The organism is Candidatus Pelagibacter sp. (assembly GCF_052049815.1).
Classification (GTDB): Bacteria; Pseudomonadota; Alphaproteobacteria; order Pelagibacterales; family Pelagibacteraceae; genus Pelagibacter.
Map to the genome: position 1 here is coordinate 1 of NZ_JBNGZG010000018.1, position 23,831 is coordinate 23,831.

30 protein-coding genes are annotated in these 23,831 nt (G+C 28.7%); 11 read left to right on the plus strand and 19 right to left on the minus strand.

Annotated elements, in window-relative coordinates:
* The first annotated feature begins 42 nt into the window (after positions 1-42).
* Complete coding sequence (locus ACTT9D_RS04485) at positions 43-528, plus strand: YajQ family cyclic di-GMP-binding protein (protein ID WP_440930619.1); 486 nt, start codon at positions 43-45, stop codon at positions 526-528.
* On the opposite strand, the gene ACTT9D_RS04490 is transcribed toward ACTT9D_RS04485, so the two are convergent.
* Entirely contained in the window at positions 529-909 is a 381-nt protein-coding gene (locus ACTT9D_RS04490; protein ID WP_440930620.1) for a cupin domain-containing protein, read from the minus strand.
* A 64-nt stretch (positions 910-973) separates the two neighbouring features.
* Here ACTT9D_RS04490 and ACTT9D_RS04495 point away from each other — a divergent pair, with 64 nt between their 5' ends.
* Both ACTT9D_RS04495 and ACTT9D_RS04500 read left to right on the plus strand, forming a co-directional pair.
* Positions 974-1,375: a hypothetical protein gene (locus ACTT9D_RS04495; RefSeq protein ID WP_440930621.1), complete on the plus strand. Its 402-nt coding sequence runs from the start codon at positions 974-976 to the stop codon at positions 1,373-1,375.
* 4 nt (positions 1,376-1,379) lie between these two features.
* A complete protein-coding gene (locus tag ACTT9D_RS04500) occupies positions 1,380-1,697 on the plus strand; it encodes a hypothetical protein (protein WP_440930622.1) in 318 nt (105 codons plus the stop codon).
* A gap of 127 nt (positions 1,698-1,824) precedes the next feature.
* On the opposite strand, the gene ACTT9D_RS04505 is transcribed toward ACTT9D_RS04500, so the two are convergent.
* From ACTT9D_RS04505 to ACTT9D_RS04520, 4 genes are all read right to left on the minus strand, one after another.
* Positions 1,825-2,709, minus strand: coding sequence for a DMT family transporter (locus tag ACTT9D_RS04505; protein ID WP_440930623.1), 885 nt, complete (start codon positions 2,707-2,709; stop codon positions 1,825-1,827).
* Between the two features lie 195 nt (positions 2,710-2,904).
* On the minus strand, positions 2,905-4,056 hold the full coding sequence (locus ACTT9D_RS04510) for a M24 family metallopeptidase (RefSeq protein WP_440930624.1): 1,152 nt from the start codon (positions 4,054-4,056) through the stop codon (positions 2,905-2,907).
* Positions 4,057-4,093: 37 nt separating this feature from the next.
* Positions 4,094-4,702 carry a hypothetical protein gene (locus ACTT9D_RS04515; RefSeq protein WP_440930625.1) on the minus strand — a complete coding sequence of 203 codons (609 nt, stop codon included), beginning with the start codon at positions 4,700-4,702 and terminating at the stop codon, positions 4,094-4,096.
* A gap of 4 nt (positions 4,703-4,706) precedes the next feature.
* Positions 4,707-5,156 carry a YtoQ family protein gene (locus ACTT9D_RS04520; protein WP_440909356.1) on the minus strand — a complete coding sequence of 150 codons (450 nt, stop codon included), beginning with the start codon at positions 5,154-5,156 and terminating at the stop codon, positions 4,707-4,709.
* A 96-nt stretch (positions 5,157-5,252) separates the two neighbouring features.
* Here ACTT9D_RS04520 and ACTT9D_RS04525 point away from each other — a divergent pair, with 96 nt between their 5' ends.
* Positions 5,253-6,548 carry a DEAD/DEAH box helicase gene (locus ACTT9D_RS04525; RefSeq protein ID WP_440930626.1) on the plus strand — a complete coding sequence of 432 codons (1,296 nt, stop codon included), beginning with the start codon at positions 5,253-5,255 and terminating at the stop codon, positions 6,546-6,548.
* Position 6,549: 1 nt separating this feature from the next.
* Here the strand turns inward: ACTT9D_RS04525 and ACTT9D_RS04530 are convergent, their stop codons facing one another.
* From ACTT9D_RS04530 to rbsK, 6 genes are read right to left on the minus strand one after another with little or no spacing between them, the layout of a single operon-like run.
* Entirely contained in the window at positions 6,550-8,160 is a 1,611-nt protein-coding gene (locus tag ACTT9D_RS04530; protein WP_440930627.1) for a hypothetical protein, read from the minus strand.
* Positions 8,161-8,162: 2 nt separating this feature from the next.
* Positions 8,163-8,783, minus strand: coding sequence for an SOS response-associated peptidase (locus ACTT9D_RS04535; RefSeq protein ID WP_014953057.1), 621 nt, complete (start codon positions 8,781-8,783; stop codon positions 8,163-8,165).
* 39 nt (positions 8,784-8,822) lie between these two features.
* A complete protein-coding gene (cutA, locus tag ACTT9D_RS04540; RefSeq protein WP_440930628.1) occupies positions 8,823-9,137 on the minus strand; it encodes a divalent-cation tolerance protein CutA in 315 nt (104 codons plus the stop codon).
* Positions 9,138-9,139: 2 nt separating this feature from the next.
* Positions 9,140-9,868: a type IV pilin protein gene (locus ACTT9D_RS04545; protein ID WP_440930629.1), complete on the minus strand. Its 729-nt coding sequence runs from the start codon at positions 9,866-9,868 to the stop codon at positions 9,140-9,142.
* Positions 9,869-9,870: 2 nt separating this feature from the next.
* Positions 9,871-10,329 carry a hypothetical protein gene (locus tag ACTT9D_RS04550; protein WP_440930630.1) on the minus strand — a complete coding sequence of 153 codons (459 nt, stop codon included), beginning with the start codon at positions 10,327-10,329 and terminating at the stop codon, positions 9,871-9,873.
* Positions 10,330-10,349: 20 nt separating this feature from the next.
* Entirely contained in the window at positions 10,350-11,261 is a 912-nt protein-coding gene (rbsK, locus tag ACTT9D_RS04555) for a ribokinase (protein ID WP_440930631.1), read from the minus strand.
* Between the two features lie 168 nt (positions 11,262-11,429).
* Between rbsK and ACTT9D_RS04560 the strand changes: the two genes are divergently transcribed.
* Positions 11,430-12,488 carry a homocysteine S-methyltransferase family protein gene (locus tag ACTT9D_RS04560; protein ID WP_440930632.1) on the plus strand — a complete coding sequence of 353 codons (1,059 nt, stop codon included), beginning with the start codon at positions 11,430-11,432 and terminating at the stop codon, positions 12,486-12,488.
* 44 nt (positions 12,489-12,532) lie between these two features.
* Here ACTT9D_RS04560 and ACTT9D_RS04565 read toward each other — a convergent pair whose 3' ends face one another.
* Together ACTT9D_RS04565 and ACTT9D_RS04570 are read right to left on the minus strand one after the other, a co-directional pair.
* The gene (locus tag ACTT9D_RS04565) at positions 12,533-13,222 is read right to left on the minus strand and encodes an ion transporter (RefSeq protein WP_440930633.1); all 690 of its coding nucleotides are present in this window, start codon (positions 13,220-13,222) and stop codon (positions 12,533-12,535) included.
* 2 nt (positions 13,223-13,224) lie between these two features.
* A complete protein-coding gene (locus ACTT9D_RS04570) occupies positions 13,225-13,836 on the minus strand; it encodes an arylesterase (protein ID WP_440930634.1) in 612 nt (203 codons plus the stop codon).
* On the opposite strand from ACTT9D_RS04570, the gene ACTT9D_RS04575 reads away from it, so the two are divergent.
* Entirely contained in the window at positions 13,835-14,500 is a 666-nt protein-coding gene (locus tag ACTT9D_RS04575) for an ABC transporter ATP-binding protein (RefSeq protein WP_440930635.1), read from the plus strand. The two genes, ACTT9D_RS04570 and ACTT9D_RS04575, sit on opposite strands and share 2 nt — an antisense overlap.
* Positions 14,484-17,021: an ABC transporter permease gene (locus ACTT9D_RS04580; RefSeq protein ID WP_440930636.1), complete on the plus strand. Its 2,538-nt coding sequence runs from the start codon at positions 14,484-14,486 to the stop codon at positions 17,019-17,021. The genes ACTT9D_RS04575 and ACTT9D_RS04580 overlap by 17 nt, the downstream gene beginning before the upstream one ends.
* Here the strand turns inward: ACTT9D_RS04580 and ACTT9D_RS04585 are convergent, their stop codons facing one another.
* Positions 17,022-17,438 (minus strand): carbonic anhydrase, encoded by a 417-nt coding sequence (locus ACTT9D_RS04585; RefSeq protein ID WP_440930637.1) that lies wholly within the window; start codon positions 17,436-17,438, stop codon positions 17,022-17,024.
* 72 nt (positions 17,439-17,510) lie between these two features.
* Between ACTT9D_RS04585 and ACTT9D_RS04590 the strand changes: the two genes are divergently transcribed.
* Both ACTT9D_RS04590 and ACTT9D_RS04595 read left to right on the plus strand, forming a co-directional pair.
* Entirely contained in the window at positions 17,511-17,972 is a 462-nt protein-coding gene (locus tag ACTT9D_RS04590) for a UbiA family prenyltransferase (RefSeq protein WP_440930638.1), read from the plus strand.
* Positions 17,969-18,343 (plus strand): phosphate-starvation-inducible protein PsiE, encoded by a 375-nt coding sequence (locus ACTT9D_RS04595; RefSeq protein WP_440930639.1) that lies wholly within the window; start codon positions 17,969-17,971, stop codon positions 18,341-18,343. The genes ACTT9D_RS04590 and ACTT9D_RS04595 overlap by 4 nt, the downstream gene beginning before the upstream one ends.
* Positions 18,344-18,347: 4 nt before the next feature.
* Here the strand turns inward: ACTT9D_RS04595 and ACTT9D_RS04600 are convergent, their stop codons facing one another.
* The 5 genes from ACTT9D_RS04600 to ACTT9D_RS04620 form a co-directional block, all read right to left on the minus strand.
* On the minus strand, positions 18,348-19,487 hold the full coding sequence (locus ACTT9D_RS04600; RefSeq protein ID WP_440930640.1) for a glycine cleavage T C-terminal barrel domain-containing protein: 1,140 nt from the start codon (positions 19,485-19,487) through the stop codon (positions 18,348-18,350).
* Positions 19,488-19,526: 39 nt separating this feature from the next.
* Positions 19,527-19,760, minus strand: coding sequence for a DUF6552 family protein (locus tag ACTT9D_RS04605; protein ID WP_440930641.1), 234 nt, complete (start codon positions 19,758-19,760; stop codon positions 19,527-19,529).
* The gene (locus tag ACTT9D_RS04610; protein WP_440930642.1) at positions 19,761-20,108 is read right to left on the minus strand and encodes a heavy-metal-associated domain-containing protein; all 348 of its coding nucleotides are present in this window, start codon (positions 20,106-20,108) and stop codon (positions 19,761-19,763) included.
* 74 nt (positions 20,109-20,182) lie between these two features.
* Entirely contained in the window at positions 20,183-20,437 is a 255-nt protein-coding gene (locus ACTT9D_RS04615) for a GNAT family N-acetyltransferase (protein WP_440930643.1), read from the minus strand.
* 210 nt (positions 20,438-20,647) lie between these two features.
* On the minus strand, positions 20,648-22,078 hold the full coding sequence (locus ACTT9D_RS04620; protein ID WP_440930644.1) for a helix-turn-helix domain-containing protein: 1,431 nt from the start codon (positions 22,076-22,078) through the stop codon (positions 20,648-20,650).
* A gap of 112 nt (positions 22,079-22,190) precedes the next feature.
* Here ACTT9D_RS04620 and ACTT9D_RS04625 point away from each other — a divergent pair, with 112 nt between their 5' ends.
* Both ACTT9D_RS04625 and aceA read left to right on the plus strand, forming a co-directional pair.
* Positions 22,191-22,352: a hypothetical protein gene (locus ACTT9D_RS04625; RefSeq protein WP_440930645.1), complete on the plus strand. Its 162-nt coding sequence runs from the start codon at positions 22,191-22,193 to the stop codon at positions 22,350-22,352.
* 69 nt (positions 22,353-22,421) lie between these two features.
* Entirely contained in the window at positions 22,422-23,696 is a 1,275-nt protein-coding gene (aceA, locus tag ACTT9D_RS04630; protein ID WP_440930646.1) for an isocitrate lyase, read from the plus strand.
* Positions 23,697-23,831 lie beyond the last annotated feature (135 nt).

The following is a 23,831-nucleotide window of genomic DNA, read 5'->3' on the forward strand; positions in this document are numbered from 1 at the left end:
TAATTATATTTAAAAAATATTATTATTTTGTTAAAATAAACTATGCCATCATTTGATGTTATAAGTAAAATTAATTACCAGGAGCTTGATAATGCTCTTGGAAATTGTTTAAGAGAAATTAGCAATCGTTATGATTTTAAAGGTCTCAAAATTACAATTGAAAGAAAAGATAAAAATATCACAACAGTTGCGCCTGATGATTTAAAATTAAAACAAGTTAACGAATTATTGCAAACACATCTTGTGAGAAGAAAAGTTGATCCGAGAGTTATAGAAATTAAAAATTCTGAAGGAGCTTCGGGTGGCTCCATTAGACAAATAAGTGAATTAAAAGAAGGTATCAGTCAAGAAAATGCAAAAAAAATTATTGCTGATATCAAAAAACTTAAACTAAAGATTCAAATAAAAATTCAAGGTGATGAGTTAAGGGTTGATGGAAAAAAGAAAGACGACCTTCAAGAGACTATGGGTGCAATTAAAGCAATTGATGTTGGTTTACCGATAGATTTTATAAACTTTAGAGATTGATTACTCGTCTGATATATATTCTACATCTTTAAATCGGTTTGTTGGAAATACCCAATAAAAGCCTAGAACTTCTTTTCCGTTATTTTGCAAAGCATGTTTTGCATTACTCGCAATGTAGACTACATCTCCCTTTTTAATTTCTTCCAATTCTCCAGATTTGTTTAAAGTTCCACTTCCATTAGTTACTACATAAATTTCATCTGGTGCATGATGATGTAATGTTAAATTTCCACCTGGTTCTATTTCAGCAAAACCACAAGATAAACCTTTGCTGCCATTATAATCTTCATCAATTAAAAATTTCCATCTAACACCTGGATACTTTTCACTAGTGGTCCAATCTTGGTCTGAGACAGAATTCATATTTTTAACAAATATCATATGACAAAAGATTATATTTATTTTTATTTAAAACCAATAAATACTATTCACGACTTTAAAATTTATGAAAAAACAAAGAAGAAAAGAATGGCACGAGTACGTAAGCACAGATACCCATATAGCTGAATTTAAGTTAATTGATTTTCCAACATTTAAACTAAAGCATGAAGAAGTAACAATTGATGATGTCCCAGACCCAAAAGACTGCTTAATTGAAAAAATAAATCTCTTTGCATTAACCTTTAATGCCTATGAAGACAATCAAATTGAAAAAGAATTCAACTCAAATGAAAGCAACTTTTATGATCAATATTTTAATGAAGGAAAATTCAAAGACTCTCTTAAATATCTAAGAGCAATATTATTTTACACTCAAAGAGGTGAGCATATGTCTGGTCCATCTGTCGATTATGATCAAAGAATGAGACAAATTATAAAAGATATTAGAAATTTACTAATTAAATAAAATAATGAAAATCATAAAAATTTCTCTGATATTATTTTTTGCTTCTATGATCAATGCTTATGCAGATGAAATTTATTTGTCATGTGAAAGCACTACTAAATTAAGAACTAGCTTTATTATTAATGATGAAAAAAAAATACTTATTCTTGATGGTGTTAAGAGAGAAATTGTTGAATGGAAAAAAGAATTCATTACTTTTTGGAAAAGTGAAACAATTAAAGAAATCAGTGAACCGCGTAACTTCAAGCCTGATACGCTTGATAGAATCTCAGGTTCATATGGAAGTTACAACTGCAAAGTAGTAGAAAAAACTTTATTTTGATATGAAAAATTTTTGGATTAAATTTTCAGTTTGGTTAGTTCAAGGTGGTGTAACTAGTATGACTTTGAAGCTAATTGGAATATTTATATTAATTTCTTTTATATTTTAATCTAAATTAAAAATTAGATTAGTTCTTAATGTCTATTCTTTTTCTAATGATATCTTTTTCTAATTTCACTTCCCTATATGAAATAATGAATATTCCTATAAAGATTATACTAGCCCCAATCCAAGTATATAAATCAGGTGTTTCACTAAAAACAAAATAACCGATGATTGATGCAAATACTAAGTTTAAAAAAGAATATGGTTGTGTCATGCTTACATCAACTAACTTATAAGCTTGATTCAAAGATAAGTGTAAAACTACTCCACTAATCCCAGATAAAAATAAATAAATTATTGTTTCTAAACTTGGGGTCTGCCAAAAAAATAAAACTAGAATAAAAGTAAAGACAGTCATGAAAACTGATTGATAAGATAATATTGTAATTGCACTATCATCTTTTGAAATTTTTTTGGTCAGAACAACTGCTACTGCCCAAAGAAATGACGAAAATAATGCCATATAAATACCAATTGTAATATCTACAAATCCTGGTCTTAAAATGATCAGCATTCCGCTAAAACCAAGTATGAGTGCAAATGTTCTATAAATATAAATTTTCTCTCCTAAAAAAAATACTGCAAGAACAGTGACAATTAAAGGAACTACAAATGAAATGGCTGTTACCTTTTCAATTGGTAACATTACAAGTGTTGAAAAATATAACAACATTGCTGGAAGGTTAAGTAATGATCTATAAATATGTAATTTTAATTGATCAGTTCTAAACACATCAAATTTTGTCTTGATGATATAAGGTAAAATTATTAATAATCCAAAAGAAAATCTTAAAAAACTAGCTGTATAAACATTTACTTCGTCTTGCGCTAATTTTAGAAAAGTTAACATCAATGTTCCAAAAAACATTGCATTAATAATTAAAATTATAGCTAACTTATTTTTCATCTTATATTTTGTAGAATTAAAGTTCTAAATCTTAAAAAAATATATAATTGTTATTATTATCATAACGATAATCACCCATATTGATAAATTTTTTAAAAATGTCTTTATTTTAGAATTTGATTGAAGAAAAGCTGGAAGCACTAAGATTAATACTCCAATCATATATAAAACCGGAATAACTTTTTCCATAAATAGTTAAAGAATGACTAAATCTAATTTTTGTTTTCCTAACCTTTCATTACCTTTTTCAGTAACCACATAAGTCTCACCTAAATTCATTGCCAAATTATTTTCAGAATCCATCAAAATCATATGCATAAAAAAAATATTTCCTTTTTCTATAATGTAAGGATTTCCAGTGTATAACATCGGCCAATCCATCCAATTTGGGGAAAATGTTGAGCCAAGAGAATAACCACATGCATTCATTCTTGCATTTTTAAAACCAAGATCATCAAAAGTTTTTGCATGAATATCAAATACTTCGCCAACTTTATTTCCTGGTTTTAATTTACTCTCACAATTTTTTAATGCTTCAACACACGCCTCATGCATCTTAAAATGTTTAGTATCAGCTTTACCTATAGGAATTGTTCTAAACATTGCTGAGTGATAATGTCTATAAGTTCCAGCCCACTCTATAGTAAGTTGATCTTGTTGATTTAAAATTTGTTTTTCAGCTTGGTATCTACATAGTAAAGCATTTTTACCGGATCCAATTATAAATTCATTGGCAGGATAATCGCCTCCACCCTCAAATATTACTCTGTTCATTTCTGCAAGAATTTTAGATTCACTTACACCTGATTTTGCATATTTCCATGCTTCATCAAGGGCTAAGTCTGCTAAATGAGCAGCTTTCTTAACATATTGAATTTCTTCTTCAGATTTAACAACTCTTAATCTGGTTATTAATTCTGATTTATCTTCAATCGAACAATAATCTTCAAGAGATTTATTTAATCTAAAAGCATTCCTACCTGTTAAACCATAAGCTTCATATTCAATACCAATATTTTTTCCTTTAAGATTTAATTCATTTAATATTATTTTAAGGTCATCGGTTGGATTAGAACCATCTTTATCAACCCATATTCTAATATCATTTATATTTGAAGTATTTTGAGCTTGTCTAAGATCAGGCGCTCTTGTTAATAATATGACATTTCCACTTTGATCTAATACCAAAGATTGAAAAAAAACATAACCAAAAGTATCATAACCTGTAAGCCAATACATAGACTCTTGTCTAAACATTAAAAGAGCATCGATATTTTGCTTTTTCATTTCTGCTAAAACTTTATTTTTTCTAGTAGAAAATTCTGTTTTTGAAAAATGTAACCCCATAATTATTTGTAAAATATTTTTAAATTTCTATTTATTATTAGTTAATTTTATCTAAAGTTTCTTTTAACTTATCTTTAACTTTATCAAAAGGATCTTTTTTTTTATTTTTAATATTAATAGGTTTTGAACATGTTTGTTCTATTGACCATTTTGCAACTACTTGATCATTTAATTCATAGATTTTTTTAATTTGCTTATTATATTCTGCTTCACTCACTTTTTTTTCTTTGCTTCTTTTAATTAACTTTTCAGTATCTTTTTGTACTTTAATCCAAACTGGATCTTTGTCTAAACCTTCTTCACTAAGTGCCATTAAAATAATTTCTTTAGTATCTTTATTGGTGGCTACACCTACTCCATAAATATTATTTTTGATTTTCATTTGAGAACGATTGATAAATACTTCGTCATCTTTAACACCAAAACTTTTATCATCCCATTTATTAGAGGTGTATTTGACGTTAGTGTTATTTATTTTGGCAAGAGCAATCATCTTTTTTTCATTATTTATATACCAAACAGAAGTTTTAACGCTTTTATTGCTCCCAAGTAATTCTGTGTACTTACAATTTAATTTATAAATTTCAGCGTATAAATTAGATGTACTTATAAAAGTAAGTAAAAATAATAATCTTATCAATTTCATAGTTTTATTTTAATGAGCCTTCTAAAACATATTTTAAAATTCTAACTGCTTGTTCTTGATTTGAACAAACTGCAGCTGCAGCAGCATCAACTTCTTTTAAAGCATGCTGATGGTCTTCATTTTGAATTACGATAATTGATTTATTTAAAGCAGCAGCGTAACCTGCATCAAATGCTGCGTTCCATTGCTTATATTTTTCACCAAATTTAACAATGATTACATCACAGTCATTAATAGATTTCTTGGTTCTAATAGAATTAATGTTGGCCCCTTTTCTATCTTTCCAAAAGTTTTTCTCTTCTGGTCCTAAGATTTCAACACCACAATCGTCTGAAGAAGGGTGATCAGTTACAGGTGATGTAAATTCAATCTGTAAATTTTGTTTCTTACAATTATCAATTATCTCTTCTCTCCAATTTGTATGGATTTCACCCGCTAAATAAACCTTTAACATTAATTTCTCCTTAAATTTTTTCGAGCTTTATAACAAATATTAATAATATTGATATTACTAATAAACAGTATAAGCACCTCACACAATTAATATTATATGAATAATTTCAATGAACTCCCTTTAGAAAGTCAGTTAAAGAACTCACTTAAATTTGCAGATTTTAAAACTCCTACACCTATTCAAAGTCAATCCATACCATTGAGTTTAACGGGAAAAGATATTTTAGGAACTGCTCAAACAGGAACTGGAAAAACTTTAGCATTTACCATTCCTATGATTAATAAATTAATCAAAGACAAAAATGCAATGTCATTAATTATTTGTCCAACAAGAGAACTGGCATCACAAGTTATGCAAACAGTTACAAAATTAAATAGTAAAGAAATAAATATCAATTCAGCTCTCCTAATTGGTGGTGAGAGTATGCAAAAACAATTAAGGCAACTCACAAAAAGAACGAGAATAATTGTTGGAACACCTGGAAGAATTAATGATCATATAGAGAGAAAATCATTAAAACTTTATAAAGTCACATATCTTGTATTAGATGAAACAGATCGAATGTTGGATATGGGTTTTACTCCACAAATAGAATTGATTTTAAGACATATTCCAAAAAGTCATCAAACATTATTATTTTCTGCAACATTACCAGATGATATTTTAAAAATTTCAGAAAAATATTTAAAAAACCCTGAAAGAGTTTCTGTTGGTTCAGTTTCAACTCCGATTGAAAAGATAAAACAAGAAACATTTCAAATTACACCAGATAAAAAATATCACGAATTAATTAATCAATTAGTTGAAAGATCAGGTTCAATATTAGTCTTTGTTAAAACAAAACATGGTGCTGATAAAATTGTTAAAAGATTAAAGTATGATGGCCATTCAGCAGATGCTATTCACGGAAATTTAAGACAGAGCAAAAGAGATCGTGTCATTAAAGGTTTTAGATCTGGCAAAAGTAGAATTTTAGTTGCAACTGATGTTGCTGCACGGGGTTTAGATATTCCATTAATTCAGCATGTTATAAATTATGATCTTCCACAAGTTCCTGAGGATTATATTCACAGAATTGGAAGAACCGGAAGAGCTGGAAAAGAAGGTTCTGCCATGACTTTTTTAACTAATCATGATTATAGTATGTGGAGATCTATTCAAAAATTGATTGATCCTGATTTTAAATTAAAAGAACAAGTAAAAAACCCATCAAATAAAAAGAATAAAAAATTTAAAAGCAAATTCAAAAAAAATAAAAATAAAAAGAAATTTAAGTCAAAAGATAATCGTGATCAAAAGGATAAAAATTTTAAATTTAAAAAGAAATTTAAAAATAGAAAAAGACCTAAAAACTTCACTTTCAAAAGTAAGAGAAATAAAAAAAAGAGATAAATTATTCTGTAGTTTTATATTTACTATTATTAATTATAAATACGAACAAGATGGGCAGTATCAACGTTAATAAAGTTACAACAATTAACAAAACTCCAAGTTCAGAATAATCAGCTGTTGTTTGAATTTCACCTGTTACTTTATCTTTGACTTCTCGAGTGACTGTAAAGATTTCATTTAAATATTTAGTCCCTAATGCACTTGCTGATAAAGCTAAATTGGTAAAAGAAGCAAATACCGCAAAGAAAGTTGCTTTTAAATGAGCTGGTGCATTTTTTGCAATCCAAGCAAGTAATGGGATCATTGATATTTGACCAAGTGGTGACTCTAAAGCAGTATTAATTATTGCAATAAATTTAGCATCAACAACACCTCCCGTTAACGATGCAGTCCAATTATGAAATCCATAATACATCCCAACACTTGGTAAAAATAAAATTGCACCTGCAATACTTAAAATAACTATAATTCTTGCAATTGAATTATTTGCCATAAATGGTCTTAATAAAACAATTCCAGCCAATGTTAATATTGATGCGAGTAATGATAAAACTGAAAAAAATTGCTCATTAAATTTTAAAACATCAATTTCAAACCAAGTAAGACCAGGTCCTGGTCCTGGCATTGCTCTAAATACAAAAATAATAACTGCTGTTCCAACAATTGTTAGTCTTAATTCTTCTGGCAACTCTTTAATTAGTTTAAACATCAAAAACAAAATGATGACTACAGAGCCAATGAAAACAATTTCTTGAGCAAGGGGAACTTTAAAAGATCCAATAGACAAAGTAAAAATAACAAAAATTAAACTTCCACCTAAAATCCACCAATTAACTTTGGTTTTTTCTTCTCCCCTTTCCTCTTTAAAGTCTAATCCTTTTGAACTTAGCTCTTTAATTTTTTTTGCTCTTAAATAATTTGCTAGAACCACTCCTAAGATAGAGACAATTGGAATAACTAAAGCGTAAATATAAACAGATCCATATAGTTCTATTTTTTGATCAAGTTCTAAGTTTTCAACATTTCTAAATAAAATGACATTTGTAAAAGCAACCAATACTGTTCCACCAATTATTGCAAATCTTCCAAGTGTTTGCATTGTTGTATGCATTACTTTTATTTGATCTTTTGAATAATCATTTCCTTGTTCATCAGTTAAAGGAACTGCTTCAACGGTCATTGCATCCGCAACAACATCTTGAACAACGTAGCCAACTGGAGCAAGTATCACACTGATCACAAACCAGGTTTCAACTTTAAGATATGTGGACATGTATTCTGTATGAATAATTAGTCCATACATAATCAGCAAGCTTAGAGCGATTAATGATGCTCCAAAGTAAACCATATAATTTTTTTTCTTCCAGATAAGATCAACTAAATGACCTAATGGCATCTTAAGAGCCCAAGGAATTCCAGCCCAAAAACCAAGTCCTGCAAGAAAGGCTGCTGATAAGTTTAAATAATCTTTTACAAAAAATGTTCCAACAATACCTGTTAGTCCTGAAATACCAGCAGCCATATATACCATTAAAGGCGGCAAGTAAGTCCACTTAAACTGACGACCTAGATCAAGAAAAGTTCTATCAAAGAATGAGAATATTTTATCCATGATTAAACTTTTTGAATTAAAGAAATACTGTTGTTCGTAGGTTTATTTACATCTTTAGAAATTTGATAAAATTCTAAATCAGGCTTGTTGCATTCTTTTAAAAAAGAAGAGCCTGTTAATTCTAAATTTAAATATCTATTCACATCTGTCTCATTTAAAATAACTGGCTGTCTATGATGAATTTCTTGAACATTTGGTTTTGCTTCCTCTGTAATTAAACAAAACTCATCATTTTCATATATTCCTGCGATAAAGATTGTCTTTTTGTCATTTCTCATAAAATAAAAAGGAGTTTTTTCTTTCTCTTCCCTTTTCCATTCATAAAATCCATCTGCAACTGCAACACATCTATGAAGTTGAATTAATTTTTTAAATGAAACCTTTTCATCAATGGTTTCAAGTCTTGCATTTGTTAAAGCTTTAAAATCTTTTTGTTTAGCCCAGCTTGGAACAATCCCCCACTTCAAGTTTTCTAAAGTATTGCCATTTTTATATTTCTTTATTACAGGAAGTTTTTGATAAGGATGAGCATTATAATTTTCACTGTTTTCAACCTGAATTGCGGATTTTACTAGCTTTTCAGTTTTAACAACAGGATTGGTAATAACATATCTTCCACACATATAATGAATGTAAGTATTTATAAGTTAAATTTAAACTGTTTATTTTGTTTGATCTATAACCCATTTTTGAAATGCTTTGTGGGTATCTGATATAGGAAAGGCTGTAACAGCCGGACATTCATAGGAATGATTATCTTTTATAAAGTTTATAGCTTTTTTTACTTTTGATTTTGAAGTTTTTATAATCATTGAACATTCTTTATCTATATAGGTTTTATTTTTCCAAACATATGTTGAATAAATTGTTGGAATAATATTTGTGCAAGCTACGAGCTTATTTTTAACTAGTTTGGATGATACAGATTTTGCATTTTTCAAATTTTTAAATGTAGAATAAATTAAATAAATTTTCACAATTAATAATTAGCATCAGCATTTATATTATTTGTAACTACCCAATTTCCATGAATAGAACTATCCCAACCACAATCAGCTTGTGCATCAGCTGCTCCTGTAGAAAAATATGCTCCACCAAAAGTTTTTAGTTTTACACATTCGTCATTATTAGCTGCGCCATTACAATTACCATCACCATAATGCCATCTTCCTTTATCTTTGAAATATACAATTGCATGAAATCTTGCTTTTGGAATGGGGCAGCCAGAACCTTGACCAAATCCACCATTATTCTTGTAACAAGTTAAATGAATTTGACCAGCTTTGTGATCTGTTTGACCTTGTGTATCTACTGTAATTGCTTTTTTTGTTAATAATAAATCTCCTTTTAAATAAGGGTTTCTAAAATCTTTAAAATGTTCTTTTATTGAGTGTAAAAAATTCAAGCATGGAGTTTCGGCCGTTATTAATCTAGCATCTGCTTCATTAGAAGTGGTATTCCCATCTTCATCAATCCAATTACCATCTTTATCTTTTTCTTTAATTGCTGATCCTAAATAGTTTTCTGCAACGATTTGTTCAAACTCCATAGCTTTAACTACAGTTCTCCAATTTTGTTCAGCTACCTTTTTACGACTACTATCTACGTAACTTTCGTAGCCCACAATACCTACACCTGCAAGAACACCAATAATTGCCACTACAACTAATAATTCAACAAGTGAAAATCCTTTTTGTAATGTTTTCATGATTAGATGTTTTCATTTTTAATATCACATTTATAAAAGGCAATATCTTTTTCCTTCTCTTTTTCCTCTAAATCAATATTTCTTGTGATTTCGTGAATAAACTCACCTGTTTTTTTTGTAAATACTGCGCTCTCTGAGTAGTTAGTTTTCGTATCAAATGCTCTAATTAAAATAATGTCTTTATTAACAATTTTTAAATCTAAATCTGCTTTATTTAAAAAATTGGATAATTTTTTTACTTTTAAAGTATTAGGTTTTTTTGATGTAATTCTTAAGTTTATTAAATCTTTTCTTTTAATTTGATCAGGTAATAATGTTTCATAATTATATTCTGAATTATTGATGATTACTTTTTCAAATTTACAATCCATCAAAATATCTACATCAAAAGCAATATTGGTATTATTAGCTAGTGACTGTGAAGAAAATAATAAAAGAAATAAAAGAAATAATTGTTTCATTTAAATAATATCTGTTAATTTTAATAATTATCAACTTCATTCAAAGTTGGAACTGAATTAGCCGCACCTAATCTTGTAGTTGATATGCCTGCAACTTTATTTGCAAATATTATTGCATCTTTAATATTGGTATCATTTGCTAATGAAAAAGCTAATGCTCCATTAAAAACGTCACCAGCTCCTGTTGTATCAATTACTTTTTCTTTTAAAGTATGTGACTTAATAAAAAAGTTTTGTTCATTATTTGCAAAGTAAGAGCCCTTTTCTCCTAAAGTAATAATTATATTTTTCACACCTTTATCCAAAAATTTATTTGCAGCACCTTTAATATCATCATCACTATTTAGTTTTTGATTTGAGTAAAACTCTACTTCTGTTTCATTTGGAGTAAAGTAATCAATTAATTCAAAATTACTTTCAGTAATTTCTTGTGCAGGAGCAGGATTCAAAATTGTAATGCAATTATTCTCTTTTGCTATTTTTAAAGCAGTTATAGTTACATTGTGTGGAATTTCTAATTGAGTTAAAAATACTTTTGAATTTTTAATTGTTTCTAAATTGTTGTTGATATCTTGATCAGTTATTTTACCTGAAGCACCTGCTATAACATTAATTGCATTATTTCCTTGCTGATCAACCATAATGCCTGCAACACCAGTTGGATTATTGTTATCAATTAATACTGAGTCGGTCTTAACATTGGCCTCTTTATAAATATTTAAAGCCATATCCCCATAATTGTCTTTTCCAATTTTAGTAATAAAATCAACGTTGCCCCCTAACTTTGCGACAGTGATTGCTTGATTAGAGCCCTTTCCACCAGGTCCAATTTTGTAATCATTTCCTAATATTGTTTGGCCTTTTGAAGGTATTTCTTCTCCAAAAAAAACTAGATCTGCAACAAAAATACCAAGGACCGAAATTGAACTCATGATTAATCTTAAACTAAAGAAGAATTAAAAAAAACTTTTAAAATTTTAATGAATTTGATAAGAATCTGGTAGCGCTGATTTAAATCAAATTGCTGGCGCTTAAAAAAATACGCTAAAGCGACATTCTCAAAAAATTGCCGCTGAAGTTATAAGAAAGGATAATTGAATATGTCTAATAAATTAGTAGATCGTTTAAACAAAGGACCTGTCATTTGTGCTGAAGGTTTTTTATTTGAGATTGAAAGAAGAGGTTATATGGCTTCTGGAGAATTTGTGCCGATGGTATCTTTAGATCATCCACATGTTCTTGAAAATCTTCATAGAGAATTTCAACACGCTGGTTCTGATGTGGTGGAAGCATTTACTTACAATGGTCACAGAGAAAAAATGAGAGTAATCGGTAAAGAAGAGTTACTTGAGCCATTAAATAGATCAGCATTAAAAATTGCTAAAAAAGTTGCAATGGATACACCTGAAGGAATGGCTCCAAACTTAATGGCTGGAAACATTTCAAACTCAAACATTTGGAAAGAAGATGATAAACAATCTCAGTTAGAAGTTGAGAAAATGTTTTCTGAAATGATTGGTTGGGCAGTTGATGAAGGCGCTGATATGTTAATTGGTGAAACTTTTTATTATGCAGAAGAAGCTTTTAAAGCTTTAGAGATAATGAAAAAATCTGGACTTCCAACAGTTCTTACTATTTCTCCAATGGGTGAAAATAAAATGAGAGATGGAATGTCAGTTGTTGATACTTGTAAAGAATTAGAACAACGTGGAGCCGATGTTGTTGGTTTAAATTGTTTTAGAGGACCAGAAACAATGATGCCATACTTAAAAGAAGTAAGAGCGGCAGTTAAATGTCATGTAGGTGCACTTCCAATTCCTTATAGAACAAGTGATGCTCACCCTACTTTCTTTAATCTTCCAGATTATGATAACTGTAAATGTCCTTCTCCACATGGAAGAACATTTCCAACTGCACTAGATCCAATGTTCTGTAATAGATATGAGATAGGTCAGTTTGCAAAAAATGCTTATGATATGAAGATAAATTATCTTGGTGTTTGTTGTGGTGCTAATCCAATGTTGATTAGAGAAACAGCTGAAGCAGTTGGATTAAAAGTTCCTGCAAGTAAATACAGAGAGAATATGGAAAATCATTTCATGTACGGAAAAAATAAAAGAATTCCAAAACACATGACTGATTACGGAAACAAAGCTTAAAATATTTAATGTTAAGCGTAACTTTAAACAGTTACGCTTAGCAATTATAATTTCTTTTGATTAATCACAACATCAACTAAGACAGCTATCAATAAGTTCAACATTGTAATTCCACATATTATAATAAAGCTAAAGAAATATATCCAAGCCCACCAGTATATATCTTGCAAAGGTAACATTACTTGTTCCCAACTAGAAAGCGTTAAAACTTGAAACAAAGTAATCATTGAAACCCCAAGGTCACTCCAACGTTCTGGGATATCTTCACTAAATAAAATTGATCCAATAGTTGCATATATATAGAGAATGATGAATAGAAGAAGTGAAACATAAAACACTCTTTTTACAGAGTTTAGTAAAGCCTCAATTATTTTTTTAAGTTCTGGTATTACTGAAATGATCCTTAAAACCCTAAATACTCTAAGTAATCTTAAAAGTAAAAAGCTAGAATTATTAGGGATTGGAATAAGAGAAATTAATACAATTGTTGAATCGAATATATTCCACCCACTTTTAAAAAAATCTTTTTTATTAGGCTCACCAATAAATCTAATAATAATTTCTATGACAAAGAAAACTGTAATTGAATAATCAAGATAGTTTATTAATTTTTTAGATAAATCACTTAAATCGTAAGTGTTAACTCCAATTGTTATTGCATTTAAAATGATAATTGAAATTACAACAAATTGGAAAATTCTACTTTCTTTTATTTTATATAAAGCACCATTCATAATTATTTAATATTATTGATAATACTTTTTTGCAAAGTTTTACTCATTATCATTGTACCATCTTTATTAGGATGAATGCCATCTTGTTGATTTAACTTTGGATTTAAAGCAATTCCATCAAGTAAAAATGGAATTAAAGGTAAATCATATTTTTTTGCTAAATTAGGATAAATTGTATCAAAACTATTTTTGTAGGTTTCACCGTGAGTTGTTGGGGCAATCATTCCAGCTAAAATTACTTTAATATTTTTATCTTTTGCTATTTTAATTATTTGATCAAGATTTTGTTTTGTTTCATTAGGCTGAATACCTCTAAGCATATCATTTGCACCAAGACCTAAAATCATAAGATCAATTCCAGGCTCTGACAAACTCCACTCTGCCCTATTTAAACCTCCTGATGATGTGCTGCCAGATACACTCCCATTGATAATTTCAATATCAAAACCTTGTTGTTTTAAATTATTTTCTAAAACTAATGATAAATGGTGTTCTTTAGGCAAACCATATCCTGCCATTAAACTATCACCAAATAAAATGACTTTTTCTATTGCAGATACCTTAAAGGTCAGTAAAGAAAGTATCAGTAAATTATAAATAAAAAATGTTTTCATGAGCACACTTCTTAAATTAAAAAAAGTAAATCTCAAATACCAAACAGGTAAAGATAGCATTAATGTGCTTAAAAATATTGATCTTACAACAAAGAAAAAAGAGACAATTTCAATAGTTGGTGAAAGTGGATCAGGGAAAACAAGTTTAATTATGCTTATTGGCGGTCTTGAAAAAGCAACATCTGGTAAAATATTCTTTCAAGATCAAGATATTACCAAATTAAATGAAGATGAAGTATCCGAAATTAGAAAAAAACATATTGGTATTATTTTTCAGTCATTTTATTTAATTCCTAATTACACAGCAGTTGAAAATGTAGCTTTAACGTTAGAATTAAATAAATTTGATAATCCTGAAAAAGAAGCAAAAAAATTATTAGATAGATTTGGCTTAAGTCATAGATTCAACAATCTACCTAGCCAGTTATCTGGTGGGGAGCAACAAAGAGTAGCGATTGCAAGAGCAATAGCTATGAAGCCAGAGTTAATTTTAGCAGATGAACCAACGGGTAATTTAGATACTGAAAACTCATTAATGATCTCAGACATTTTATTCAAATATGTTAAAGAAGAAGGCTCTTCTTTAATCATGGTAACACATGACCCTAAACTTGCTAATAAAGCAAAAAGAAAAATTAAAATAAAAGATGGAAAGATCAAATAATTCATCTGAGTTTAATCTAATTTTTAAATATGCTTTAAAAGATTTAAGCAGAAATTATAAAAAAATATCTAGCATCATTGTTACTCTTTTTATTAGCTTATTTATTCTAAGTGCAATTTTTACAATTGAAGATAGTTTAAAAAAAGAATTGAACGATAATGCTAAGGCTTTATTAGGCGGAGATATCGAAATTGATTACAATCGTAATCAAGGAAATCTTGAATTAGTTAATCAAGTAAAAGATTTTGCAACAATTTCTCAAATGATTGAGTTTTCTACAATGATCTCAACAATTGATAGAGAAAAAAATAAATCATTATTTACAAGAATTAAAACAGTTGATGAAAAATATCCTTTATATGGTGAGGTTTTATATGAGCCAGTTGGTGCTTATGAAAGAATGCAAACTGAACCAAATACTATTTTAATTAATGAAAGTTTATCAAAAAATTTAAATCTTAAAATTAATGAAAAAATAAAAGTACAAGATCAATTATTTACAATTATTGGAATAGTAAAATCAGTTCCTGATGTAAGTGGTTTTGTTACATTTGGTGATTGGGCATTAGCAGGAAAGCAAACTTTAGAAATTTTAAAACTTAATGGTATCGGAAGCTTTTTAAACTATGAATATAAAGTAAAATTTAATGAAGGAGATAATGTTGATCAACTTGAGAAAAGAATTGAGACAATCTTTAAAGATGATGAAAAAGTAAAACTTCGTTATCCAGAAAATTCTGCAAGTGGATTAAAGAGAATTATTAATAATTTTTCTCAGTTCTTATCTTTAGTTTCAATTAGTGCTATGTTGATTGCTGGTATTGGAATAGCAAATACTCTTCTTTCATTTATAAATCAAAACAACATGTCTATTGCTGTTAGAAAAGCAGTTGGTTTTTACTCATCAAATATTAAAACTTTATATTATCTTCAATTACTTATTTTGTTGTTTGTAATAACAGTTTTTGCTTATGGATTTAGTTTTTTTATAGTCCCCATTGTTGATCATTATTTATCAGAAGGTTTGGGTTTAAATGTAAAACCTATTTTCTCAATCATAAATTTTGTAAAAATATTTTTAGTTGGATTATTAGTTTTAATTATATTTTCTATCCCAACTATAAGCTCAATTGACCAAGTTAAAGCTTCAAATTTATTTAGAAATGTATTTCAAAATTTGCAATTTTATTATTCGAAAAAATCAGTTGCTTTAAGTTTTGTATTATTATCAATTTTGGTATTGATATTTACGGTTGGTTCAGAAAGACCATCTTATAGCTTAGGATATTTTGGAGCATTTTTTGTCTGCTTAATAGTTTTCTTTCTACTATCTAAATTAATCATTTTCTTTTTGAAAAAGCTAAAAGGAAAATCAAATATTTCATTAAAAGTATCAATTAAAAATATTACTCATTCAAAAAGTATTACACCTATTACAATCATGTCTCTTGGATTAGGGGTGACTTTGTTATTAACACTAGCTTTAGTTGGAACAAACTTTAAAAGAGAAATAGCTAAATCTATACCTGATATTGCACCTGATTATTTCTTTGTTGGTATTCAAAAAGGTGAAAAAGAGAAATTTGAAAATGGTATTTTAAATATGGACCCAACTGCAAAAATTGAGATCGTTCCAATGGTTTCATCAGGAATTTCAAAAATAAATGGCATAAATCCAAGTACTTATATTACTCCAGATAATGATAGTTATTGGGTAATTGGTAGTGAAAGAAGATCTTCATGGAAAGATGATATTCCAAAAGATAATCCTTTAACTGCTGGTGAGTGGTGGGATTTATCAAAACCATATGAACTTCAGATATCTTTAGATGCAAAAGTTGCTAAAGATTTCAATGTAAAACTTGGAGATGTCTTTACTTTAAATATCTATGGAAGAGAAATTGATGGAACAGTAGTTAATTTTAGAGCAGTAGATTACAGAGATCTAAGTATTAATTTTGCAATGTTATTTAATCCTCAATTTGCAAACAATATTCCTCATGAGTATTTAGCAACAGCCAAATTTAATGATGTAAATAAATTTGATGAAACTAACATGCTTGAGGTTTTGCCTAGCTTATCCATGATTAAAATTGCAGATTACTTAAATAAAGTAACTGCAGTATTAAATAAGGTATTTATTGCTGTAACATTGATATCTGCTGTAACAATTGTAATTGGACTTATAGTGATCTCAAGTGCAATCATGGTACAAGGAAAAGTAAAAGAATATCAAAACTTAGTATTTAAAATTTTAGGTTTTTCAAAAAAAGAGGTGGTGCTTTCATCATTAATTGAATTTATAATTATATTTAAGTCAGTAATATTGATAGCTATATTTTTTGCAGTCATAGGCTCTAAATTTATAATGGAAAAAATATTTGAACTTGTCTGGCAGTTTGATTTTAAGGTTTTGATTTATCTTGGTTTTTCAATTGGATCAGTAACATTATTATTAATACTTCTTACAAATTTAAAATATCTAAGTCCTAAAGTTTACCCAATGATAAGAAATCAATAGTTATTTAAACTTTTGAACTTTTTTATCTAAGCCCATCAAATTAAAATCAACTTTTAACTTTGGAAATTTTTTCTTTAAGATCTTTTTTAATGATTGAAAAGAAGTTTTGTGAATGTGATTTTCATTTGCCATAGAAAACTCTTTTTTACCGTTAGCAATTTTTGCTGCCCCACAATCTCTATGATTAATCACAATTAATTTTTCAATTTTATGAAGCTCTATAGATGTAGCTAAATTTTCAATAAAAGCTACATGCCATTTTTTAAATTTGTTGTGAGTAACCCCTACTGCAGCACCAGCAATAGTGAAGGCGCTATATTTGCCTTTTAAACCCTTTTTATTTAAATAATTAAAAACTAATGGCTGAAACCTTGGATCCATACAAGATAGTACCATGGCTTTAAATTTTTTACTCATATGTAAGTAATTTATACATATTTAATCAATTTATTTAATATTAATTTAATAATTAATGATTAGAATCTAATTATGGAAAAATTAAAAAACTGGATGATTGATAGTGCTAACATCTTATTTGATGATAGCAAAAATGATTTAAGATCTTTACCAAGATCGGTTAGATTACAAATATTATTAGTTTTAAGTTTTATTTGGACAACAGTTTTTAGTCTTTATATTTTCTCTTACACAACTTTTGCTTTTGGATGGGCAGGTCTTATTATTGCTCACATTGGTTTAATATTTGCAGTTTATATGACTTTCAAACAGTTCCATCGTGCTGAAGCTCAATCAGCTAGTGTTTTCAAAGCTAAAAATTATGATCCATTTAAGATAATGATCATTGTTTTTGTAATTGTCTTTATATTTGTATTTTCAAAGGGAATTGAGGTTTTAAACAACACTAATTCATATACAATTAAATATGATGGTCCTGATAAAACAGCAGAAGAAAAATGGTTGCCATTTACCCAAAAGAAAAAAGATAAATGAAAGATTTAATTAAGAATTTACAGCTTGGATTATTAGTCATTATTTTAATAAGTACTGTAATTGCAGTATTTCTTGAAATTTCAAATATGTATCAATTGAAAGATATTACTCTTGCAGATCTATTATTGATGTTTCTATATCTAGAAGTTTTGGCAATGGTAAGAGTTTTTTGGGAACAGCAATCAATTAGTATTACTTTACCTTTACTAATTGCAATAACAGCCTTATCTAGATTTATTATACTTCAGGGAAAAGAAATGGACCCTTCATCATTAATGTATGAAGCAGGAGCTATTTTATTAATAGCAATTGCAATTGTAGTAATGAGATTTAGACATAGTTCAAAACTAGGATTAAGTAAAAAAAAATAATTAATTAGCTTGAAGCTATTTTCTTTTTTGGGTCGTAAAATGGTTTTTCAACAACAGTAGATTTAAAATTCTTATCTCCAATTTTTACATCTAATTCTGTACCAATTTCTGAATATTCTATATTAATCATAGCTAATGCAATGTTTTTTTTTAATCGTGGTGAATAAACGGCTGAAGTAACTTTACCAATCTGTTTATTATCTTTTAATATTTTCCAAAAAGTAGTGTTTGGTCCTTTAAGAGGTTCACATTCAATTATTATTCCAACTTGTTTTCTTTTAATTCCTTCTTCCTTAATTTTTCTTAAGGCATCTTTACCGATATAATCTATATCAGTATCAAAACTTACTAATCGATCTAATCCAACTTCAAATGGATTGGTATAAATGTCTGCATCAGCATGATAAGAAAGCATGGCACCCTCTATCCTTCTAATTGATGATGTATGGCCTGGTTTTAAATTATAATTTTTTCCAGCTGTCATTATTTTTTCCCATAGATCATCGCCTTTAGAACCATCTCTTAAATAAATTTCATATCCAAGTTCACTTGACCAACCAGTTCTTGATACAATCAAAGGTATTCCATCTAAATTATATTCTCTTAACCAATAATATTTTAAATCATTGATATCATCGCCAAATAAAGTTTGCATTATTTTGCCTGAGTTTGGTCCTTGAAGCTGTAAAGGAGAGACATCAGGCTCAGAAATTTTAACATCCAATCCTGAATTAATAGCAACACCTTGTGCCCATAATAAAATATCACTATCTCCTAAAGATAACCAAAAATGATTTTCTGCTAATCTCAAAAGTACAGGGTCGTTTAAAATTCCACCTTCATGATTAGTAATTAAAACATATTTACATTGTCCAATAGATAATTTTGTAAGATCTCTTGGCGTAAGTAATTGAATAAATTTATACGCATCTGGTCCTGTTATTTCTACTTGTCTCTCAACTGCAACATCACATAGAATTGCATCATTAATTAAGTTCCAAAAGTTTTCTTCAGAACTGCCAAAATCCCTTGGGATATACATGTGATTATATACTGAAAAATCTTTTGCTCCCCATCTAACAGTTGCATCAAAATATGGGGATTTTCTGATTTGTGTTCCAAAACCAAATTCTTTTTTATCCATTAGGTATTTTTAAATGTTTAAAATAGAAATAGATACAAATTAATTGATACTAAATAAATACCCACTAACAATTGATGCCAGTGCTCCTATGTGAACAACCATAATTGCTTTATCTTTCCACATAACACCTACAGCAAACCAAAGGAAAATTCCTACCACGAAAAAACCAACATTAATTGGATATAAACCCAAACCTGTAAGACCATATCCAATTAGCTGGATAACTGTAGCAATCCATTTAACGATATCTACAGTTTTAGTATTTTGTAACAATCAAAACTTCTTAAGTGTAACAACGCCATCTGCAGCTGTTATAACTTGTTCATCAACTTTTACAATTTTACCAGTTGTAAAACCAACACCTTCAACAACATTTTTAAAATCAGCTTCTGTTAAATTAGTTGTGCCTTCAAAACTTACTACAGCAACATTCTCTGGCCAAGAAACATCAACCGTTGCTTTAGTTCCAGCTTTTTCAGTTAAAGCAGCTTCAACTTTTTTCTGACATTCCATGCAAACCATACCATTAACAACTCCAATTAAAGCTTGCTCAGCTTTTAAAGATGTTTGGATCATAAAAAATGTTAATACAGTTAAAAATAGTTTTAAAATCTTATTCATAAATCTCCTTTTTTTAGTGGCTTTATAAATACTTTTTCTTAATAATTAAAATCAAAAAAAGGCTTATTTTTCAGTTAATTTAAGTGAAAAAGTTTTCTTCCAAGAGGACTAATTGGTTCTTGGGGAATCAGCTTCTTTCCAAGCTTTTCCTCAGTAATTTTAAGTAATTTTTTTGCTAAACCTTTTTTTCGAAATATTGGATTAACAAAGATGTATTCAACTTCCCCTTTGTCATCAAATCTTATGAAGCCCAAGGTAGTGTTTTCATTTTTAAAAGTAATAACCCCATCAGTTTCAACTGTTTGATATTTTAATTGTTCTAAGTTCATGAAACGTATTTAGTATTAATTTATGAGATTTAAAGAGACAAAAAGGCCAACTTTTAAAAGTAAAGTAGAGCTAAAATGATGCCAATGATTATAAGGAAAATAGTAATGACAATATAATTAATTTTAATGTTAAATTTTTTATAGATAAATTCATTTATCTTTTCCCAAAACAAAACAATAAGAAAAACTATTACAGCTGGAATTATGAATTTAATCATTATCATTTACGTATATTGATACACCTCTTGTATTTATATCTACATCAAATTTTTTATGTAAAGGTGGAAAGGCTCTTTGAGAACAATCTAATCTATCACATGTTCTACAAGATACTCCTATTGGTATTTCAGTTGATTTATCATTGACATTTGCATTTTCTGTATAAACAAAATCTTTTGCATATTTGGCATCACAGCCTAAACCTATTGATAGAATACTTCTTGCTTGACCAAATCTTCCAACACCCTTTTCTACTGTTCTTGCAATACAAACATATTTTTCTCCATTCGTCATTTTACTAACTGCAGCTTGAATTACACCAGGCCTTGTAAAAGCAGAATAAACATTCCATCTAGGACACGCTCCACCATATCTTGGAATTTCAATTCCTGACAATGAAAATCTTTTTGAAATATTTCCAGCCATATCAACCCTTAACATATGAAATGGTATGCCAGGTAATTTTGGATCTTGTAAGCAGGTAACTCTATGTGCAACTTGTTCAAATGATGTTGCAAAAGTATTTTGTAACAACTCTAAGTCATATTTTAGTTTTTTACACTCTGCATGAAATAATTTGTAAGGCATTAAAATTGCAGCACCACAATAGTTTAATAATGCTACTTTTGATAATCTTTTAGACTCTTCACTTGGAAATTTAAATTTAGATAGATACTCATCAATTTCTTTACTTGCACCCTCTTGAGCTATCTGAGCTGCTGCATGTAATTTTTTTGTTTCTAACGAACTATAATCACTTAATAATAATTCTTTTTTATTTTTTAAGTAAATTTTAGAAAAAGGTTTGTCTTCTGTTGGGATTACATCTTTAACTGTGATTGAATATTCTTTTTTCAAATAATCACATAATGCAATATATCTAGTTCTATTATTTTTTTGAACTTTAGCAAAAACTTTGTTTGCAAATTCTTCTAATTTTGGAAAATAATTTTTATTGTCTTGAATAAAATCTGAAATAACTTCACCTGGGAAAGAATTTTTTCTATTATCTACAATTTTTCCAGATATCTTTTCAATTTTATTTATTAGTTCATGATCTTTCTTTTTTAAAATATCTCCAAGTCTAACTATTGCTTTTCCAATTTTTGGATTTGTGCTTACTAAATCTTTTACTTCTGGTCCTAAAATATCTAAATCTTCAAACAAACTATCATCTAAAATTTCAGAAACTGTGTTTTGTAAATTAACATCTGCTTTAGATGTAAGATCGGACAATTGAATATTTAGAATCTCACAAACTTTTAATAATAAATCACCATCAATTTTTCTTTTTCCGCTTTCAATTAGATTTAGATAACTTGGAGAAATATCTAGATCCTCAGCTAATTTGTTAGCTTGTAATCCCATTTGTCTTCTAAAAGCCTTGATTTTTGGCCCTATTTTTAAATCAAATTGACTCATTTTTACTATTTGTAAACTTTGTAAATTTTATTTTACAAAATATTTTGTTTGTTTACAAGACTTTTTGACGATTTATCTTTAATTTGTAAATTTTGTAAATTATAAGCTATTTATGAGCACAAAATTAAATAATAACGAAAATTCAAACCAAATCGTTAAAGCAGAAGAACATACTCATCACCAAAGCAAAGGTATTTATATGAGAGATGATCATTGCGATTGGGGTTCAAGTGGAATTCACGATCTTACTAGCAAAGAACAAGAATCTAAGTAATCGAAATCTCCCCTTTAAGTAATTTTCAAAGACATTTTTTTTAAACAATAAACAGATAGGACAGCCCTAATGAGTGCAGAAAATATATCATACGATCTAAAAAGATTTGCCGGTATACAAAGAGATTATACACCTGAAGAAGTTGAAAGACTAAGAGGTTCAATTAAAATTGAATATTCAATGTGTAAACATCAGTCTCAAAAATTATGGAATTTATTAAACTCTGAGCCGTATGTTAATACTCTAGGATCTTTATCTGGAAATCATGCTGTTCAGCATGCAAAGGCAGGACTTAAAGCAATTTATTTAAGTGGCTGGCAGGTAGCTGCAGATGCAAATAGTGCTGGTGAAATGTATCCTGACCAATCATTATATCCATATGATAGTGCTCCAAAATTAGTTGAGTCTATGAACAATGCTCTAATTAGAGCAGATCAAATTCAACACATGGAAATTCAAGACGGTGATATGAAAGAAGAAAATAAAGTTGATTACATGTTACCAATAATTGCGGATGGTGAAGCTGGATTTGGTGGACCATTAAATGTGTTCGAACTTGCTAAAAAATTTATTAAAGCAGGTGCTGCTGGTGTTCACTTTGAGGATCAATTAGCAAGTGAAAAGAAATGTGGTCACATGGGTGGTAAAGTATTGGTTCCAACAGGAACAATGGTGAAAAACTTAAAAGCTGCAAGGTTAGCTGCTGATATTGCTGATGTACCATTAATTATTTTAGCAAGAACAGATGCTAATGCTGCAAAATTAATTACAAACGATCATGATAAAAATGATAAACCTTTCTTAACTGGTGAAAGATCTCCAGAAGGTTTTTATTATGTAAAACATGGTATTGATCAAGCTATATCAAGAGGACTTGCTTATGCACCTTATGCTGATTTAATCTGGTGTGAAACAGCAACTCCTAATCTTGAAGAAGCTAAAAAATTTGCAGATGCAATTCATGCAAAATATCCTGGAAAACTATTAGCGTACAATTGTTCTCCTTCATTTAATTGGAAGAAACATTTGTCTGACGCAGAAATCGCAACTTTCCAACAAGAGATTGGTAAGATGGGATATAAATTTCAATTTATTACACTTGCAGGATTTCATACACAAAATATTGCGATTTTTGAACTTGCAGAAAAATATAAAACAGAAGGTATGACTGCTTACTCTAGAATTCAACAACAAGAATTTGCAAGAGAAAAAGATGGTTATACAAGTGTCAAACATCAAAGAGAAGTTGGCACTTCATATTTTGATGCAGTTTCAAATACAATCAGTAGCGGACAGAGTTCAACAACGGCTATGTCTGGATCAACTGAAGAAGAACAGTTTTAAAAACTTTAAATTTTTCCGCTTTCTTATTTTTTAAAGGCCCATATTTCTGTCTCTTTTACACATATACGAGCCCCAGAGACGTACTGCTATCTGTTTTTCGGTTGTGTGGGTGTGATGAAGGTGGGGGTGGGGGGG